The organism is Halomonas sp. N3-2A (genome assembly GCF_002216165.1).
GTDB lineage: Bacteria > Pseudomonadota > Gammaproteobacteria > Pseudomonadales > Halomonadaceae > Vreelandella.
This window is the reverse complement of the sequence record NZ_CP022286.1, coordinates 4710887-4723828: the sequence shown is the minus strand read 5'-3', so window position 1 is coordinate 4723828 and position 12942 is coordinate 4710887. Positions and strand designations below refer to the sequence as shown.

Annotated in this window: 30 protein-coding genes, 1 rRNA gene and 2 pseudogenes; 17 read left to right on the top strand and 16 right to left on the bottom strand. The window is 62.3% G+C overall.

Annotated features, from left to right (window positions below):
* The first annotated feature begins 267 nt into the window (after window positions 1–267).
* On the top strand, window positions 268–813 hold the full coding sequence (locus CEK60_RS22290) for an MBG domain-containing protein (protein WP_157698089.1): 546 nt from the start codon (window positions 268–270) through the stop codon (window positions 811–813).
* Here CEK60_RS22290 and CEK60_RS22505 read toward each other — a convergent pair.
* Window positions 776–916 carry a hypothetical protein gene (locus CEK60_RS22505; protein WP_198361431.1) on the bottom strand — a complete coding sequence of 47 codons (141 nt, stop codon included), beginning with the start codon at window positions 914–916 and terminating at the stop codon, window positions 776–778. The two genes, CEK60_RS22290 and CEK60_RS22505, sit on opposite strands and share 38 nt — an antisense overlap.
* A gap of 91 nt (window positions 917–1007) precedes the next feature.
* Window positions 1008–1181, bottom strand: coding sequence for a hypothetical protein (locus tag CEK60_RS22500; protein WP_198361430.1), 174 nt, complete (start codon window positions 1179–1181; stop codon window positions 1008–1010).
* Between the two features lie 7 nt (window positions 1182–1188).
* Here CEK60_RS22500 and CEK60_RS22275 point away from each other — a divergent pair, with 7 nt between their 5' ends.
* Both CEK60_RS22275 and CEK60_RS21900 read left to right on the top strand, forming a co-directional pair.
* Complete coding sequence (locus CEK60_RS22275) at window positions 1189–1353, top strand: hypothetical protein (protein WP_157698086.1); 165 nt, start codon at window positions 1189–1191, stop codon at window positions 1351–1353.
* Window positions 1343–1594 (top strand): hypothetical protein, encoded by a 252-nt coding sequence (locus CEK60_RS21900; RefSeq protein ID WP_089040801.1) that lies wholly within the window; start codon window positions 1343–1345, stop codon window positions 1592–1594. The genes CEK60_RS22275 and CEK60_RS21900 overlap by 11 nt, the downstream gene beginning before the upstream one ends.
* 222 nt (window positions 1595–1816) lie before the next feature.
* On the opposite strand, the gene CEK60_RS22495 is transcribed toward CEK60_RS21900, so the two are convergent.
* Window positions 1817–2335 carry a hypothetical protein gene (locus CEK60_RS22495; protein ID WP_198361429.1) on the bottom strand — a complete coding sequence of 173 codons (519 nt, stop codon included), beginning with the start codon at window positions 2333–2335 and terminating at the stop codon, window positions 1817–1819.
* Between the two features lie 5 nt (window positions 2336–2340).
* Between CEK60_RS22495 and CEK60_RS22265 the strand changes: the two genes are divergently transcribed.
* Complete coding sequence (locus CEK60_RS22265; protein ID WP_157698084.1) at window positions 2341–2562, top strand: hypothetical protein; 222 nt, start codon at window positions 2341–2343, stop codon at window positions 2560–2562.
* Here CEK60_RS22265 and CEK60_RS21890 read toward each other — a convergent pair.
* Entirely contained in the window at window positions 2531–2908 is a 378-nt protein-coding gene (locus tag CEK60_RS21890) for a hypothetical protein (protein ID WP_157698083.1), read from the bottom strand. The genes CEK60_RS22265 and CEK60_RS21890 overlap by 32 nt on opposite strands.
* Here CEK60_RS21890 and CEK60_RS23100 point away from each other — a divergent pair.
* Both CEK60_RS23100 and CEK60_RS23095 read left to right on the top strand, forming a co-directional pair.
* Complete coding sequence (locus CEK60_RS23100; protein WP_446718642.1) at window positions 2813–3478, top strand: hypothetical protein; 666 nt, start codon at window positions 2813–2815, stop codon at window positions 3476–3478. The genes CEK60_RS21890 and CEK60_RS23100 overlap by 96 nt on opposite strands.
* Window positions 3442–3663, top strand: coding sequence for an MBG domain-containing protein (locus tag CEK60_RS23095; protein ID WP_446718641.1), 222 nt, complete (start codon window positions 3442–3444; stop codon window positions 3661–3663). The genes CEK60_RS23100 and CEK60_RS23095 overlap by 37 nt, the downstream gene beginning before the upstream one ends.
* Window positions 3664–3693: 30 nt before the next feature.
* Here CEK60_RS23095 and CEK60_RS21875 read toward each other — a convergent pair whose 3' ends face one another.
* Window positions 3694–4020 carry a hypothetical protein gene (locus CEK60_RS21875; RefSeq protein WP_157698081.1) on the bottom strand — a complete coding sequence of 109 codons (327 nt, stop codon included), beginning with the start codon at window positions 4018–4020 and terminating at the stop codon, window positions 3694–3696.
* Here CEK60_RS21875 and CEK60_RS21870 point away from each other — a divergent pair.
* Window positions 4010–4372: a VCBS domain-containing protein gene (locus CEK60_RS21870; protein ID WP_157698080.1), complete on the top strand. Its 363-nt coding sequence runs from the start codon at window positions 4010–4012 to the stop codon at window positions 4370–4372. The genes CEK60_RS21875 and CEK60_RS21870 overlap by 11 nt on opposite strands.
* Here the strand turns inward: CEK60_RS21870 and CEK60_RS21865 are convergent.
* Complete coding sequence (locus tag CEK60_RS21865) at window positions 4341–4592, bottom strand: hypothetical protein (protein ID WP_089040794.1); 252 nt, start codon at window positions 4590–4592, stop codon at window positions 4341–4343. The two genes, CEK60_RS21870 and CEK60_RS21865, sit on opposite strands and share 32 nt — an antisense overlap.
* Window positions 4552–4812 carry a hypothetical protein gene (locus CEK60_RS22485; RefSeq protein WP_198361428.1) on the bottom strand — a complete coding sequence of 87 codons (261 nt, stop codon included), beginning with the start codon at window positions 4810–4812 and terminating at the stop codon, window positions 4552–4554. The genes CEK60_RS21865 and CEK60_RS22485 overlap by 41 nt, the downstream gene beginning before the upstream one ends.
* A gap of 28 nt (window positions 4813–4840) precedes the next feature.
* Between CEK60_RS22485 and CEK60_RS21855 the strand changes: the two genes are divergently transcribed.
* Both CEK60_RS21855 and CEK60_RS21850 read left to right on the top strand, forming a co-directional pair.
* Window positions 4841–5074, top strand: a complete 234-nt coding sequence (locus CEK60_RS21855; RefSeq protein WP_089040792.1) for a hypothetical protein — start codon at window positions 4841–4843, stop codon at window positions 5072–5074.
* A 5-nt stretch (window positions 5075–5079) separates the two neighbouring features.
* Window positions 5080–5283 (top strand): MBG domain-containing protein, encoded by a 204-nt coding sequence (locus CEK60_RS21850; protein ID WP_089040791.1) that lies wholly within the window; start codon window positions 5080–5082, stop codon window positions 5281–5283.
* A gap of 82 nt (window positions 5284–5365) precedes the next feature.
* Here the strand turns inward: CEK60_RS21850 and CEK60_RS23090 are convergent, their stop codons facing one another.
* On the bottom strand, window positions 5366–5731 hold the full coding sequence (locus CEK60_RS23090) for a VCBS domain-containing protein (protein ID WP_446718668.1): 366 nt from the start codon (window positions 5729–5731) through the stop codon (window positions 5366–5368).
* A gap of 39 nt (window positions 5732–5770) precedes the next feature.
* On the opposite strand from CEK60_RS23090, the gene CEK60_RS23085 reads away from it, so the two are divergent.
* Both CEK60_RS23085 and CEK60_RS21840 read left to right on the top strand, forming a co-directional pair.
* Complete coding sequence (locus CEK60_RS23085) at window positions 5771–6220, top strand: MBG domain-containing protein (RefSeq protein WP_446718640.1); 450 nt, start codon at window positions 5771–5773, stop codon at window positions 6218–6220.
* The gene (locus CEK60_RS21840; RefSeq protein ID WP_089040789.1) at window positions 6163–6354 is read left to right on the top strand and encodes a hypothetical protein; all 192 of its coding nucleotides are present in this window, start codon (window positions 6163–6165) and stop codon (window positions 6352–6354) included. Before CEK60_RS23085 ends, CEK60_RS21840 begins: the two co-directional genes overlap by 58 nt.
* Here CEK60_RS21840 and CEK60_RS22260 read toward each other — a convergent pair.
* The 3 genes from CEK60_RS22260 to CEK60_RS21830 all read right to left on the bottom strand — a co-directional run bounded on the left by CEK60_RS22260 (window position 6323) and on the right by CEK60_RS21830 (window position 7391).
* Window positions 6323–6514 (bottom strand): hypothetical protein, encoded by a 192-nt coding sequence (locus CEK60_RS22260; protein WP_089040789.1) that lies wholly within the window; start codon window positions 6512–6514, stop codon window positions 6323–6325. The genes CEK60_RS21840 and CEK60_RS22260 overlap by 32 nt on opposite strands.
* Window positions 6515–6605: 91 nt before the next feature.
* Window positions 6606–6722 (bottom strand): 5S ribosomal RNA (rrf, locus tag CEK60_RS21835).
* A gap of 414 nt (window positions 6723–7136) precedes the next feature.
* Window positions 7137–7391, bottom strand: a complete 255-nt coding sequence (locus CEK60_RS21830) for a hypothetical protein (RefSeq protein ID WP_089040788.1) — start codon at window positions 7389–7391, stop codon at window positions 7137–7139.
* Between the two features lie 28 nt (window positions 7392–7419).
* Here CEK60_RS21830 and CEK60_RS21825 point away from each other — a divergent pair, with 28 nt between their 5' ends.
* The 4 genes from CEK60_RS21825 (at window position 7420) to CEK60_RS22255 (ending at window position 9801) form a co-directional block, all read left to right on the top strand.
* Window positions 7420–7827 (top strand): hypothetical protein, encoded by a 408-nt coding sequence (locus tag CEK60_RS21825; RefSeq protein WP_157698077.1) that lies wholly within the window; start codon window positions 7420–7422, stop codon window positions 7825–7827.
* Window positions 7828–8425: 598 nt separating this feature from the next.
* Window positions 8426–8755: a VCBS domain-containing protein gene (locus CEK60_RS21820; protein ID WP_089040786.1), complete on the top strand. Its 330-nt coding sequence runs from the start codon at window positions 8426–8428 to the stop codon at window positions 8753–8755.
* The gene (locus tag CEK60_RS21815) at window positions 8737–9162 is read left to right on the top strand and encodes a hypothetical protein (protein ID WP_089040785.1); all 426 of its coding nucleotides are present in this window, start codon (window positions 8737–8739) and stop codon (window positions 9160–9162) included. Before CEK60_RS21820 ends, CEK60_RS21815 begins: the two co-directional genes overlap by 19 nt.
* A gap of 144 nt (window positions 9163–9306) precedes the next feature.
* Window positions 9307–9801, top strand: a complete 495-nt coding sequence (locus tag CEK60_RS22255) for an MBG domain-containing protein (protein WP_157698076.1) — start codon at window positions 9307–9309, stop codon at window positions 9799–9801.
* A 26-nt stretch (window positions 9802–9827) separates the two neighbouring features.
* On the opposite strand, the pseudogene CEK60_RS22730 reads toward CEK60_RS22255, so the two are convergent.
* Window positions 9828–9932, bottom strand: a pseudogene (locus tag CEK60_RS22730) (hypothetical protein); the annotation flags it as partial.
* 527 nt (window positions 9933–10459) lie between these two features.
* Here CEK60_RS22730 and CEK60_RS22245 point away from each other — a divergent pair.
* Complete coding sequence (locus CEK60_RS22245) at window positions 10460–10603, top strand: hypothetical protein (protein WP_157698074.1); 144 nt, start codon at window positions 10460–10462, stop codon at window positions 10601–10603.
* A 266-nt stretch (window positions 10604–10869) separates the two neighbouring features.
* Here CEK60_RS22245 and CEK60_RS21805 read toward each other — a convergent pair whose 3' ends face one another.
* From CEK60_RS21805 to CEK60_RS21800, 4 genes and pseudogenes are all read right to left on the bottom strand, one after another.
* A complete protein-coding gene (locus CEK60_RS21805) occupies window positions 10870–11316 on the bottom strand; it encodes a hypothetical protein (protein ID WP_157698073.1) in 447 nt (148 codons plus the stop codon).
* The gene (locus CEK60_RS22475; protein ID WP_198361537.1) at window positions 11213–11722 is read right to left on the bottom strand and encodes a hypothetical protein; all 510 of its coding nucleotides are present in this window, start codon (window positions 11720–11722) and stop codon (window positions 11213–11215) included. The genes CEK60_RS21805 and CEK60_RS22475 overlap by 104 nt, the downstream gene beginning before the upstream one ends.
* Window positions 11719–12084: a hypothetical protein gene (locus CEK60_RS22470; protein WP_198361536.1), complete on the bottom strand. Its 366-nt coding sequence runs from the start codon at window positions 12082–12084 to the stop codon at window positions 11719–11721. The genes CEK60_RS22475 and CEK60_RS22470 overlap by 4 nt, the downstream gene beginning before the upstream one ends.
* Before the next feature lie 205 nt (window positions 12085–12289).
* Window positions 12290–12601 (bottom strand): annotated as a pseudogene (locus CEK60_RS21800) (dienelactone hydrolase family protein); the annotation flags it as partial.
* Here CEK60_RS21800 and CEK60_RS21795 point away from each other — a divergent pair.
* Window positions 12602–12931, top strand: coding sequence for a hypothetical protein (locus CEK60_RS21795; protein ID WP_198361425.1), 330 nt, complete (start codon window positions 12602–12604; stop codon window positions 12929–12931). It abuts the pseudogene before it with no gap.
* The last annotated feature ends 11 nt before the right edge of the window (window positions 12932–12942 follow it).

Sequence of the window (12942 nt, the reverse complement as noted above, 5' to 3'; positions counted from 1 at the left end):
GGGGGGGGGGGGGGGGGGGGGGGGGGGGGGGGGGGGGGGGGGGGGGGGGGGGGGGGGGGGGGGGGGGGGGGGGGGGGGGGGGGGGGGGGGGGGGGGGGGGGGGGGGGGGGGGGGGGGGGGGGGGGGGGCTGGCTCTGGCTCTGGCTCTGGCTCTGGCTCTGGCTCTGGCTCTGGCTCTGGCTCTGGCTCTGGCTCTGGCTCTGGCTCTGGCTCTGGCTCTGGCTCTGGCTCTGGCTCTGGCTCTGGCTCTGGCTCTGAAACGCCAGCGTGCTGGCAGACGTAACCACCACCGGCGGCAGCGGCACCGACGCCGGTACCTACACGCACACCGCCAGCGGCACCGATGGCAACTACGACCTGACCTTTGTGGACGGCACCCTGACCATGAGCCAGAGCCAGAGCCAGAGCCAGAGCCAGAGCCAGAGCCAGAGCCAGAGCCAGAGCCAGAGCCAGAGCCAGAGCCAGAGCCAGAGCCAGAGCCAGAGCCAGAGCCAGAGCCAGAGCCAGAGCCAGAGCAGCGGCACCGACGCCGGTACCTACACGCACACCGCCAGCGGCACCGATGGCAACTACGACCTGACCTTTGTGGACGGTGCTTTAACCATCGACAAGGCAACGGCCACCGTTACCGCCAATAGCGACACGACCAGCCTGGTCGACGGCGAAATCACCGTGGACGCCAGCGCCGAAGACCGCAACGGCAACCCGGTCAGCGACAGCGACAGCGGCGAACTCGACGCCACCGCCGGTACGCTCGACGTCACCCTGGGTGACCTCAGCGACCGTCGAGTTCGCCGCTGTCGCTGTCGCTGACCGGGTTGCCGTTGCGGTCTTCGGCGCTGGCGTCCACGGTGATTTCGCCGTCGACCAGGCTGCTGAGGTCTTCGGTGGTGGTGTAGCTGCCGTCGGCACCCACGGTGAGGTAGCCGTAGGGGAACCTGCGGCTGGATCACCTCCTTAAACGATGCATCATCCCTCGCGGTAAGCGCTCACAATGAATTACCTGATCAGAATGCTGTTGATACGCAGTGATAAGCGTTTTCTTCATGTTGAAAGAAGCCGCTGTCGCTGTCGCTGACCGGGTTGCCGTTGCGGTCTTCGGCGCTGGCGTCCACGGTGATTTCGCCGTCGACCAGGCTGCTGAGGTCTTCGGTGGTGGTGTAGCTGCCGTCGGCACCCACGGTGGCCGTGGCGTTTGCGGTCTTCGGCGCTGGCGTCCACGGTGATTTCGCCGTCGACCAGGCTGCTGAGGTCTTCGGTGGTGGTGTAGCTGCCGTCGGCACCCACGGTGGCCGTGGCGTTGACCACGTTGCCTTCGCTGTCAGTGATCACCAGGGCCCTGGTGATCACTGACAGCGAAGGCAACGTGGTTAACGCCACGGCCACCGTAGGGGCCGACGGCAGCTACACCACCACCGAAGACCTCAGCAGCCTGGTCGACGGCGAAATCACCGTGGACGCCAGCGCCGAAGACCGCAACCGACGCCGGTACCTACACGCACACCGCCAGCGGCACCGATGGCAACTACGACCTGACCTTTGTGGACGGTGCTTTAACCATCGACAAGGCAACGGCCACCGTTACCGCCAATAGCGACACGACCACCTACAACGGCGGCATACCCCCGCGGGTGCGCTGACGCTTACACCGCGCTACAAAATCAATGCACATCGTAGTGCGGTGTAACGAGGTCGCGAGGAACGAGCGAAACCGAGGCACCCGCAACGGCGGCGCAGCCGCCCAAAGGCCTCCAGTCAGCACTACCTCGTTACACCGCACTACGATGTGCATTGATTTTGTAGCGCGGTGTAAGCGTCAGCGCACCCGCGGGGGTATCAATGCAGTGCTGACTGGAGGCCTTTGGGCGGCTGCGCCGCCGTTGCGGGTGCCTCGGTTTCGCTCGTTCCTCGCGAACTCGACGCCACCGCCGGTACGCTCGACGTCACCCTGGGTGACCTCAGCGACGACACCGCCGTGGAGATCAGCGGTACCACCAGCGACGTCGCCGACGGCGAGACCGTCACCCTGGTGATCACCGACAGCGAAGGCAACGTGGTTGGTACCGCTGATCTCCACGGCGGTGTCGTCGCTGAGGTCACCCAGGGTGACGTCGAGCGTACCGGCGGTGGCGTCGAGTTCGCCGCTGTCGCTGTCGCTGACCGGGTTGCCGTTGCGGTCTTCGGCACTGGCGTCCACGGTGATTTCGCCGTCGACCAGGCGCCTGGTCGACGGCGAAATCACCGTGGACGCCAGCGCCGAAGACCGCAACGGCAACCCGGTCAGCGACAGCGACAGCGGCGAACTCGACGCCACCGCCGGTACGCTCGACGTCACCCTGGGTGACCTCAGCGACGACACCGCCGTGGAGATCAGCGGTACCAGCCGACGGCAGCTACACCACCACCGAAGACCTCAGCAGCCTGGTCGACGGCGAAATCACCGTGGACGCCAGTGCCGAAGACCGCAACGGCAACCCGGTCAGCGACAGCGACAGCGGCGAACTCGACGCCACCGCCGGTACGCTCGACGTCACCCTGGGTGACCTAGGTCACCCAGGGTGACGTCGAGCGTACCGGCGGTGGCGTCGAGTTCGCCGCTGTCGCTGTCGCTGACCGGGTTGCCGTTGCGGTCTTCGGCGCTGGCGTCCACGGTGATTTCGCCGTCGACCAGGCTGCTGAGGTCTTCGGTGGTGGTGTAGCTGCCGTCGGCGACAGCGAAGGCAACGTGGTTAACGCCACGGCCACCGTAGGGGCCGACGGCAGCTACACCACCACCGAAGACCTCAGCAGCCTGGTCGACGGCGAAATCACCGTGGACGCCAGTGCCGAAGACCGCAACGGCAACCCGGTCAGCGACAGCGACAGCGGCGAACTCGACGGACAGCGAAGGCAACGTGGTCAACGCCACGGCCACCGTGGGTGCCGACGGCAGCTACACCACCACCGAAGACCTCAGCAGCCTGGTCGACGGCGAAATCACCGTGGACGCCAGTGCCGAAGACCGCAACGGCAACCCGGTCAGCGACAGCGACAGCGGCGAACTCGACGCGTCGAGTTCGCCGCTGTCGCTGTCGCTGACCGGGTTGCCGTTGCGGTCTTCGGCGCTGGCGTCCACGGTGATTTCGCCGTCGACCAGGCTGCTGAGGTCTTCGGTGGTGGTGTAGCTGCCGTCGGCCCCTACGGTGGCCGTGGCGTTAACCACGTTGCCTTCGCTGTCGCCGAAGACCGCAACGGCAACCCGGTCAGCGACAGCGACAGCGGCGAACTCGACGCCACCGCCGGTACGCTCGACGTCACCCTGGGTGACCTCAGCGACGACACCGCCGTGGAGATCAGCGGTACCACCAGCGACGTCGCCGACGGCGAGACCGTCACCCTGGTGATCACACCACCTACAACGGCGGCCTGCAAAACGTCAGCGGCTTTACCGCCACCGGCCTGGTGGGTGGTGAAAACGCCAGCGTGCTGGCAGACGTAACCACCACCGGCGGCAGCGGCACCGACGCCGGTACCTACACGCACACCGCCAGCGGCACCGATGGCAACTACGACCTGACCTTTGTGGACGGACACCGCCGTGGAGATCAGCGGTACCACCAGCGACGTCGCCGACGGCGAGACCGTCACCCTGGTGATCACCGACAGCGAAGGCAACGTGGTTAACGCCACGGCCACCGTAGGGGCCGACGGCAGCTACACCACCACCGAAGACCTCAGCAGCCTGGTCGACGGCGAAATCACCGTGGACGCCAGGCCGAAGACCGCAACGGCAACCCGGTCAGCGACAGCGACAGCGGCGAACTCGACGCCACCGCCGGTACGCTCGACGTCACCCTGGGTGACCTCAGCGACAACACCGCCGTGGAGATCAGCGGTACCACCAGCGACGTCGCCGACGGCGAGACCGTCACCCTGGTGATCACCGACAGCGAAGGCAACGTGGTCGATCACCAGCGTGCCGTCAGTCTCAGTGGCTTCGGCAGCGGGAACATTAGTGCTGGTCACCGCGGTGACCAGCACTAATGTTCCCGCTGCCGAAGCCACTGAGACTGACGGCACGCTGGTGATCGACGGTGAATACGGCACGCTGACGATCAATGCGGATGGTAGCTATACCTACACACTCGACAACGCCAACCTCACGGTCCAAGACAGCGAAGGCAACGTGGTTAACGCCACGGCCACCGTAGGTGCCGACGGCAGCTACACCACCACCGAAGACCTCAGCAGCCTGGTCGACGGCGAAATCACCGTGGACGCCAGCGCCGAAGACCGCAACGGCAACCCGGTCAGCGACAGCGACAGCGGCGAACTCGACGCCACCGCCGGTACGCTCGACGTCACCCTGGGTGACCTCTGGCGTCCACGGTGATTTCGCCGTCGACCAGGCTGCTGAGGTCTTCGGTGGTGGTGTAGCTGCCGTCGGCACCCACGGTGGCCGTGGCGTTGACCACGTTGCCTTCGCTGTCGGTGATCACCAGGGTGACGGTCTCGCCGTCGGCGACGTCGCTGGTGGTACCGCTGATCTCCACGGCGGTGTTGTCGCTGAGGTCACCCAGGGTGACGTCGAGCGTACGTACGCTCGACGTCACCCTGGGTGACCTCAGCGACGACACCGCCGTGGAGATCAGCGGTACCACCAGCGACGTCGCCGACGGCGAGACCGTCACCCTGGTGATCACCGACAGCGAAGGCAACGTGGTCAACGCCACGGCCACCGTGGGTGCCGACGGCAGCTACACCACCACCGAAGACCTCAGCAGCCTGGTCGACGGCGAAATCACCGTGGACGCCAGGTACGCTCGACGTCACCCTGGGTGACCTCAGCGACGACACCGCCGTGGAGATCAGCGGTACCACCAGCGACGTCGCCGACGGCGAGACCGTCACCCTGGTGATCACCGACAGCGAAGGCAACGTGGTTAACGCCACGGCCACCGTAGGTGCCGACGGCAGCTACACCACCACCGAAGACCTCAGCAGCCTGGTCGACGGCGAAATCACCGTGGACGCCAGCGCCGAAGACCGCACTACACGCACACCGCCAGCGGCACCGATGGCAACTACGACCTGACCTTTGTGGACGGTGCTTTAACCATCGACAAGGCAACGGCCACCGTTACCGCCAATAGCGACACGACCACCTACAACGGCGGCCTGCAAAACGTCAGCGGCTTTACCGCCACCGGCCTGGTGGGTGGTGAAAACGCCAGCGTGCTGGCAGACGTAACCACCACCGGCGGCAGCGGCACCGACGCCGGTACCTACCGACGAGAACGGTGATCCGGCGACTCTCGAGCTGAGCAAGGCGCAGGTGGAAGCGCTGGGCAGCGATCCGCAAACGCTGACCACTCAGTACGGCGAGCTAACCCTTAACGGCTACAGCCAGGCCGCTGACGGCACTATCACTCTCGATTACAGCTATGAGCTGACTACGGCACCGAGTGAGAACCTCAACGACCTGGTGGACAGCCTCACCGTGACCGCCTCCGACCGTGATGGTCAGACCGACAGCGACATCGACGGTCACGCCGTCATCGCTGCCGTTGACCGTGATGGTCAGCGTGGCATCGTCTGCGTCACTGTCCCCATCGGTCAGCGTGTAGCTGAACACCTCGTCCAGTGTCTCACCGTCGGTCAGGCTTTGGACCGTGAGGTTGGCGTTGTCGAGTGTGTAGGTATAGCTACCATCCGCATTGATCGTCAGCGTGCCGTATTCACCGTCGATCACCAGCGTGCCGTCAGTCTCAGTGGCTTCGGCAGCGGGAACATGGGTGGTGAAAACGCCAGCGTGCTGGCAGACGTAACCACCACCGGCGGCAGCGGCACCGACGCCGGTACCTACACGCACACCGCCAGCGGCACCGATGGCAACTACGACCTGACCTTTGTGGACGGTGCTTTAACCATCGACAAGGCAACGGCCACCGTTACCGCCAATAGCAACACAACCACCTACAACGGCGGCCTGCAAAACGTCAGCGGCTTTACCGCCACCGGCCTGGTGGGTGGTGAAAACGCCAGCGTGCTGGCAGACGTAACCACCACCGGCGGGCCGAAGACCGCAACGGCAACCCGGTCAGCGACAGCGACAGCGGCGAACTCGACGCCACCGCCGGTACGCTCGACGTCACCCTGGGTGACCTCAGCGACGACACCGCCGTGGAGATCAGCGGTACCACCAGCGACGTCGCCGACGGCGAGACCGTCACCCTGGTGATCACTGACAGCGAAGGCAACGTGGTCAACGCCACGGCCACCGTGGGTGCCGACGGCAGCTACACCACCACCGAAGACCTCAGCAGCCTGGTCGACGGCGAAATCACCGTGGACGCCAGCTGGCGTCCACGGTGATTTCGCCGTCGACCAGGCTGCTGAGGTCTTCGGTGGTGGTGTAGCTGCCGTCGGCCCCTACGGTGGCCGTGGCGTTAACCACGTTGCCTTCGCTGTCAGTGATCACCAGGGTGACGGTCTCGCCGTCGGCGACGTCGCTGGTGGTACCGCTGATCTCCACGGCGGTGTCGTCGCTGAGGTCACCCAGGGTGACGTCGAGCGTACCGGCGGTGGCGTCGAGTTCGCCGCTGTCGCTGTCGCTGACCGGGTTGCCGTTGCGGTCTTCGGCCTCTCGCATGGGGAGACCCCACACTACCATCGGCGCTAAGCGGTTTCACTTCTGAGTTCGGCATGGGATCAGGTGGTTCACGCGTGCTATGGTCGTCAGGCGTAACTTGTAATGCATATCATGCTGATGTGTTTTGTGGCGTCTCTTGTTTCCTGTCATCGACAGGAAGCGCGTATCCGGTTTTCATTATCACTGCGACCAGACCCCTTGGGTGTTATAGGGTCAAGCCTCACGGGCCATTAGTACACGTTAGCTCAACGCCTTGCAGCGCTTCCACACCGTGCCTAAACTATTGTTTAAAAACTTACGTTTAAAAACTGTCGTTCTCATGACCGCTTGCCTTGATATTTGGTGATTTATCACCCTCATCGGCAAGCGCCCACATGAATTACCTGATCAAATTGTTAAAGAGCTGTTTTCGCTGCTGAACTTCCGAAGAAGTAACTGACTAGCCGATGAACTGGCTTGCCTCAGCGAGGAAGGCGTATTCTACGCATTTCCTGGTGTTTGTCAATCACTGTTTTAAGTGAGTGAAGCGAGTGAGCGAAGAAAGCGAGATAACGTTGCTTTCTGGCGTGGTGCGGTCTTCGGCGCTGGCGTCCACGGTGATTTCGCCGTCGACCAGGCTGCTGAGGTCTTCGGTGGTGGTGTAGCTGCCGTCGGCACCTACGGTGGCCGTGGCGTTAACCACGTTGCCTTCGCTGTCAGTGATCACCAGGGTGACGGTCTCGCCGTCGGCGACGTCGCTGGTGGTACCGCTGATCTCCACGGCGGTGTCGTCGCTGAGGTCACCCAGGGTGACGTCGAGCGTACCGGCGGTGGCGTCGAGTTCGCCGCTGTCGCTGTCGCTGACCGGGTTGCCGTTGCGGTCTTCGGCTGCGGTCTTCGGCGCTGGCGTCCACGGTGATTTCGCCGTCGACCAGGCTGCTGAGGTCTTCGGTGGTGGTGTAGCTGCCGTCGGCCCCTACGGTGGCCGTGGCGTTAACCACGTTGCCTTCGCTGTCGGTGATCACCAGGGTGACGGTCTCGCCGTCGGCGACGTCGCTGGTGGTACCGCTGATCTCCACGGCGGTGTCGTCGCTGAGGTCACCCAGGGTGACGTCGAGCGTACCGGCGGTGGCGTCGAGTTCGCCGCTGTCGCTGTCGCTGACCGGGTTGCCGTTGCGGTCTTCGGCGGGGAACCTGCGGCTGGATCACCTCCTTAAACGATGCATCATCCCTCGCGGTAAGCGCTCACAATGAATTACCTGATCAGAATGCTGTTGATACGCAGTGATAAGCGTTTTCTTCATGTTGAAAGAAAAGAAAAGATCTTTTTTTAAGACCTTCTTTAAAGACCTTTCTTTTTAAATGTGAAAAAAGCACTCGCTTATCACTGCGCATAGCAGTCGCTCTTTAACAATGTATATCATGCTGACATAAACGTTTTAAAACGTTTATACGTAATTGTTTTGTGATACGTCTCAAGCGTATCCGGGGGAACCTGCGGCTGGATCACCTCCTTAAACGATGCATCATCCCTCGCGGTAAGCGCTCACAATGAATTACCTGATCAGAATGCTGTTGATACGCAGTGATAAGCGTTTTCTTCATGTTGAAAGAAGAGAAAAGATCTTTTTTAAGACCTTCTTTAAAGATCTTTTTTAAAGACCTTTCTTTTTTTTAATGTGAAAAAAGCACTCGCTTATCACTGCGCATAGCAGTCGCTCTTTAACAATGTATATCATGCTGACATAAACGTTTTAAAACGTTTATACGTAATTGTTTTGTGATACGTCTCAAGCGTAGGTGGACAGCCTCACCGTGACCGCCTCCGACCGTGATGGTCAGACCGACAGCGGCGATCTAAACATCAAAATCGTCGACGACGCGCCAGTGGCCGAAGACGACACCAACGCAGTGACGGAAGACAGCACGTTAGTGGCAACGGGCAATGTCATTGGCGGCGGGTCAGCAGGAGATGAGCCCGATCAGGTGGGGGCCGACGGTGCCACGGTCACCGCGGTGACCAGCACTAATGTTCCCGCTGCCGAAGCCACTGAGACTGACGGCACGCTGGTGATCGACGGTGAATACGGCACGCTGACGATCAATGCGGATGGTAGCTGGACGAGGTGTTCAGCTACACGCTGACCGATGGGGACAGTGACGCAGACGATGCCACGCTGACCATCACGGTCAACGGCAGCGATGACGGCGTGACCGTCGATGTGCCCAACGATAATGACGCCACCACGCCGGATGGCAACATCAATGACCAAGTGGTATTCGAAAGCGGCTTGGCCGATGGTTCTGCCCCGAACACCAACGACACTCGGGTTGAGTCCAGCCTGACGCTGACCGCCCTGGATGGCTTGCAAGACACGGGTGCGGTGACTTTGTCCTACACCGATGTGGATGGAAATGAGGCGTCCCTCGAACTCAGCCGAGCCGAGCCGCTGTCGCTGTCGCTGACCGGGTTGCCGTTGCGGTCTTCGGCGCTGGCGTCCACGGTGATTTCGCCGTCGACCAGGCTGCTGAGGTCTTCGGTGGTGGTGTAGCTGCCGTCGGCACCCACGGTGGCCGTGGCGTTAACCACGTTGCCTTCGCTGTCGGTGATCACCAGGGTGACGGTCTCGCCGTCGGCGACGTCGCTGGTGGTACCGCTGATCTCCACGGCGGTGTCGTCGCTGAGGTCACCCAGGGTGACGTCGAGCGTACCGGCGGTGGCGTCGAGTTCGCCGCTGTCGCTGTCGCTGACCGGGTTGCCGTTGCGGTCTTCGGCCTACACGCACACCGCCAGCGGCACCGATGGCAACTACGACCTGACCTTTGTGGACGGTGCTTTAACCATCGACAAGGCAACGGCCACCGTTACCGCCAATAGCGACACGACCACCTACAACGGCGGCAGCCAGAACGTCAGCGGCTTTACCGCCACCGGCCTGGTGGGTGGTGAAAACGCCAGCGTGCTGGCAGACGTAACCACCACCGGCGGTAGCGGCACCGACGCCGGTACCTACACGCACACCGCCAGCGGCACCGATGGCAACTACGACCTGACCTTTGTGGACGGTGCTTTAACCATCGACAAGGCAACGGCCACCGTTACCGCCAATAGCGACATGTCGCTATTGGCGGTAACGGTGGCCGTTGCCTTGTCGATGGTTAAAGCACCGTCCACAAAGGTCAGGTCGTAGTTGCCATCGGTGCCGCTGGCGGTGTGCGTGTAGGTACCGGCGTCGGTGCCGCTACCGCCGGTGGTGGTTACGTCAGCCAGCACGCTGGCGTTTTCACCACCCACCAGGCCGGTGGCGGTAAAGCCGGTCACGTTCTGGCTGCCGCCGCTGTAGATGGTCGTGTCGCTATTGGCGGTAACGGTGGCCGTTGCCTTGTCGATGGTTAAAGCACCGTCCACAAAGGTCAGGTCGTAGTTGCCATCGGTGCCGCTGGCGGTGTGCGTGTAGGTACCGGCGTCGGTACGGTGTGGTTCATGACTGGGGTGAAGTCGTAACAAGGTAGCCGTAGGGGAACCTGCGGCTGGATCACCTCCTTAAACGATGCATCATCCCTCGCGGTAAGCGCTCACAATGAATTACCTGATCAGAATGCTGTTGATACGCAGTGATAAGCGTTTTCTTCACGTTAAAAAGAGAAAAAGGTCTTTCTTTTCCTTTTAATGTGAAAAAAGCACTCGCTTATCACTGCGCATAGCAGTCGCTCTTTAACAATGTATATCATGCTGACATAAACGTTTTAAAACGTTTATACGTAATTGTTTTGTGATACGTCTCAAGCGTATCCGGCAATCGTTATCATTGCGAGATACCAGACTCCTTCGGGTTATAGGGTCAAGCAATGAAGCGCACACGGTGGATGCCGCACCCGCAACGGCGGCGCAGCCGCCCAAAGGCCTCCAGTCAGCACTGCATTGATACCCCCGCGGGTGCGCTGACGCTTACACCGCGCTACAAAATCAATGCACATCGTAGTGCGGTGTAACGAGGTTGCGAGGAACGAGCGAAACCGAGGCACCCGCAACGGCGGCGCAGCCGCCCAAAAGTCTCCAGTTAGCACTGCATTGATACCCCCGCGGGTGCACTGACGCTTACACCGCGCTACAAAATCAATGCACATCGTAGTGCGGTGTAACGAGGTCGCGAGGAACGAGCGAAACCGAGGCACCCGCAACGGCGGCGCAGCCGCCCAAAGGCCTCCAGTCAGCACTGCATTGATACCCCCGCGGGTGCGCTGACGCTTACACCGCGCTACAAAATCAATGCACATCTGGTACCGCTGATCTCCACGGCGGTGTTGTCGCTGAGGTCACCCAGGGTGACGTCGAGCGTACCGGCGGTGGCGTCGAGTTCGCCGCTGTCGCTGTCGCTGACCGGGTTGCCGTTGCGGTCTTCGGCACTGGCGTCCACGGTGATTTCGCCGTCGACCAGGCTGCTGAGGTCTTCGGTGGTGGTGTAGCTGCCGTCGGCCCCTACGGTGGCCGTGGCGTTAACCACGTTGCCTTCGCTGTCAGTGATCACCAGGGTGACGGTCTCGCCGTCGGCGACGTCGCTGGTGGTACCGCTGATCTCCACGGCGGTGTCGTCGCTGAGGTCACCCAGGGTGACGTCGAGCGTACCGGCGGTGGCGTCGAGTTCGCCGCTGTCGCTGTCGCTGACCGGGTTGCCGTTGCGGTCTTCGGCTGCGGTCTTCGGCACTGGCGTCCACGGTGATTTCGCCGTCGACCAGGCTGCTGAGGTCTTCGGTGGTGGTGTAGCTGCCGTCGGCCCCTACGGTGGCCGTGGCGTTAACCACGTTGCCTTCGCTGTCGGTGATCACCAGGGTGACGGTCTCGCCGTCGGCGACGTCGCTGGTGGTACCGCTGATCTCCACGGCGGTGTCGTCGCTGAGGTCACCCAGGGTGACGTCGAGCGTACCGGCGGTGGCGTCGAGTTCGCCGCTGTCGCTGTCGCTGACCGGGTTGCCGTTGCGGTCTTCGGCGCTGGCGTCCACGGTGATTTCGCCGTCGACCAGGCTGCTGAGGTCTTCGGTGGTGGTGTAGCTGCCGTCGGCACCCACGGTGGCCGTGGCGTTGACCACGTTGCCTTCGCTGTCGGTGATCACCAGGGCTCCTTTCCTCTCTCCTTCCCCCTTTTTTCCCTCCTCTCCCCCCCCTCCTTTTCTCTCCTCTTTCCCCCCCTCTCCTTCTCCTCCTCCTCTCCCTTCCCCCTTTTTCTCCCCTCCCTCTCCTTCCCCTTTTTCCCCTCCCTTTCCCCCTTTTTTTCCTCCTTCCTCTCCCCCCCCCCCTCCTCCCTCCTCCTCCTTTTCTCCTTCTCTCTCCCCTTTTCCTCCCTCTCCTCCTCCCTCCCCTTCCCCCCTTTCCTCTCCCTCTCCCTCTTCTCCCTCTCCTCCCCCTCCTTTCCTCTCTCCTTCCCCCTTTTTTCCCTCCTCTCCCCCCCCTCCTTTTCTCTCCTCTTTACCACCATCTACGTCTCCGACGGCTATACCGTCACCCTGGTGATCACCGACAGCGAAGGCAACGTGGTTAACGCCACGGCCACCGTGGATCTCGAATTCCTGGCGGGTGTGCTCCTCCCACAGCGCCGAGAGGTCGTAGTGCGGGCCAATCTCCCGTTTCAGCGCGGCGATGGTGCGCTCATGGGCAATCAGCGCCGAGGCTTTGTGGTAATGGTCGCCGCCGGGGCGGGCGAAGGCATGGTCGACACCGGGATAGACAAAGGTTTCCAGCCGGCTGACGGTGCCGCCCAGCGTGGTGATGATGCGTTCGCGCGCCGCGCCATCGCAGAAACCATCCAGTTCGGCGAAGTGCAGCACCAGGCGGCCCCGGATGTCCGCGGCCTCGTCCAGATGATTTTCGATGCCGACGCCGTAATAGCCCACCGACACCGCCACCCGGGTGCGCGCGGCGGTCAGGTAAGCGAGCTTGCCGCCCAGACAGAAGCCGACGAACCCCAGGCCTTCGCCGGTGACGTCGGGGCGCATATGTCGTTCATCAAGGAACACCGGACGTACGACTCCCTTGTCTTTGATTTAGGGGATCATGCAGACCGTGTCGCACCGGCGACGGAAGCGACGCAAGGAAAAATCAATACCCATCTCTTAAATGAGTTAGCACCGACTGCCGTGACGATCGGAAACAATGAAGGAATCACGTTTCCCCATGACTGGCTTGCGGCACTCTATACAGAAGCGACGTTCCCTGTACTCGTCTCGAATATGACAGCACCGTTCGCGAAGTCTGGCATGATTCAGGAACGTCCGACCGGTAACGTCGGAGTCTTTGGTCTGACGGCCCCTTACTATGAACTGTAGGAGTTGCTCGG

Excerpts from the sequence above, each read along its gene's own strand:
- CEK60_RS22470 (WP_198361536.1), bottom strand. The coding sequence starts at position 12,084 with ATGGTGGTAAAGAGGAGAGAAAAGGAGGGGGGGGAGAGGAGGGAAAAA.
- CEK60_RS22245 (WP_157698074.1), top strand. The coding sequence starts at position 10,460 with ATGAAGCGCACACGGTGGATGCCGCACCCGCAACGGCGGCGCAGCCGC.
- CEK60_RS21795 (WP_198361425.1), top strand. The coding sequence starts at position 12,602 with ATGTCGTTCATCAAGGAACACCGGACGTACGACTCCCTTGTCTTTGAT.
- CEK60_RS23085 (WP_446718640.1), top strand. The coding sequence starts at position 5,771 with ATGGGTGGTGAAAACGCCAGCGTGCTGGCAGACGTAACCACCACCGGC.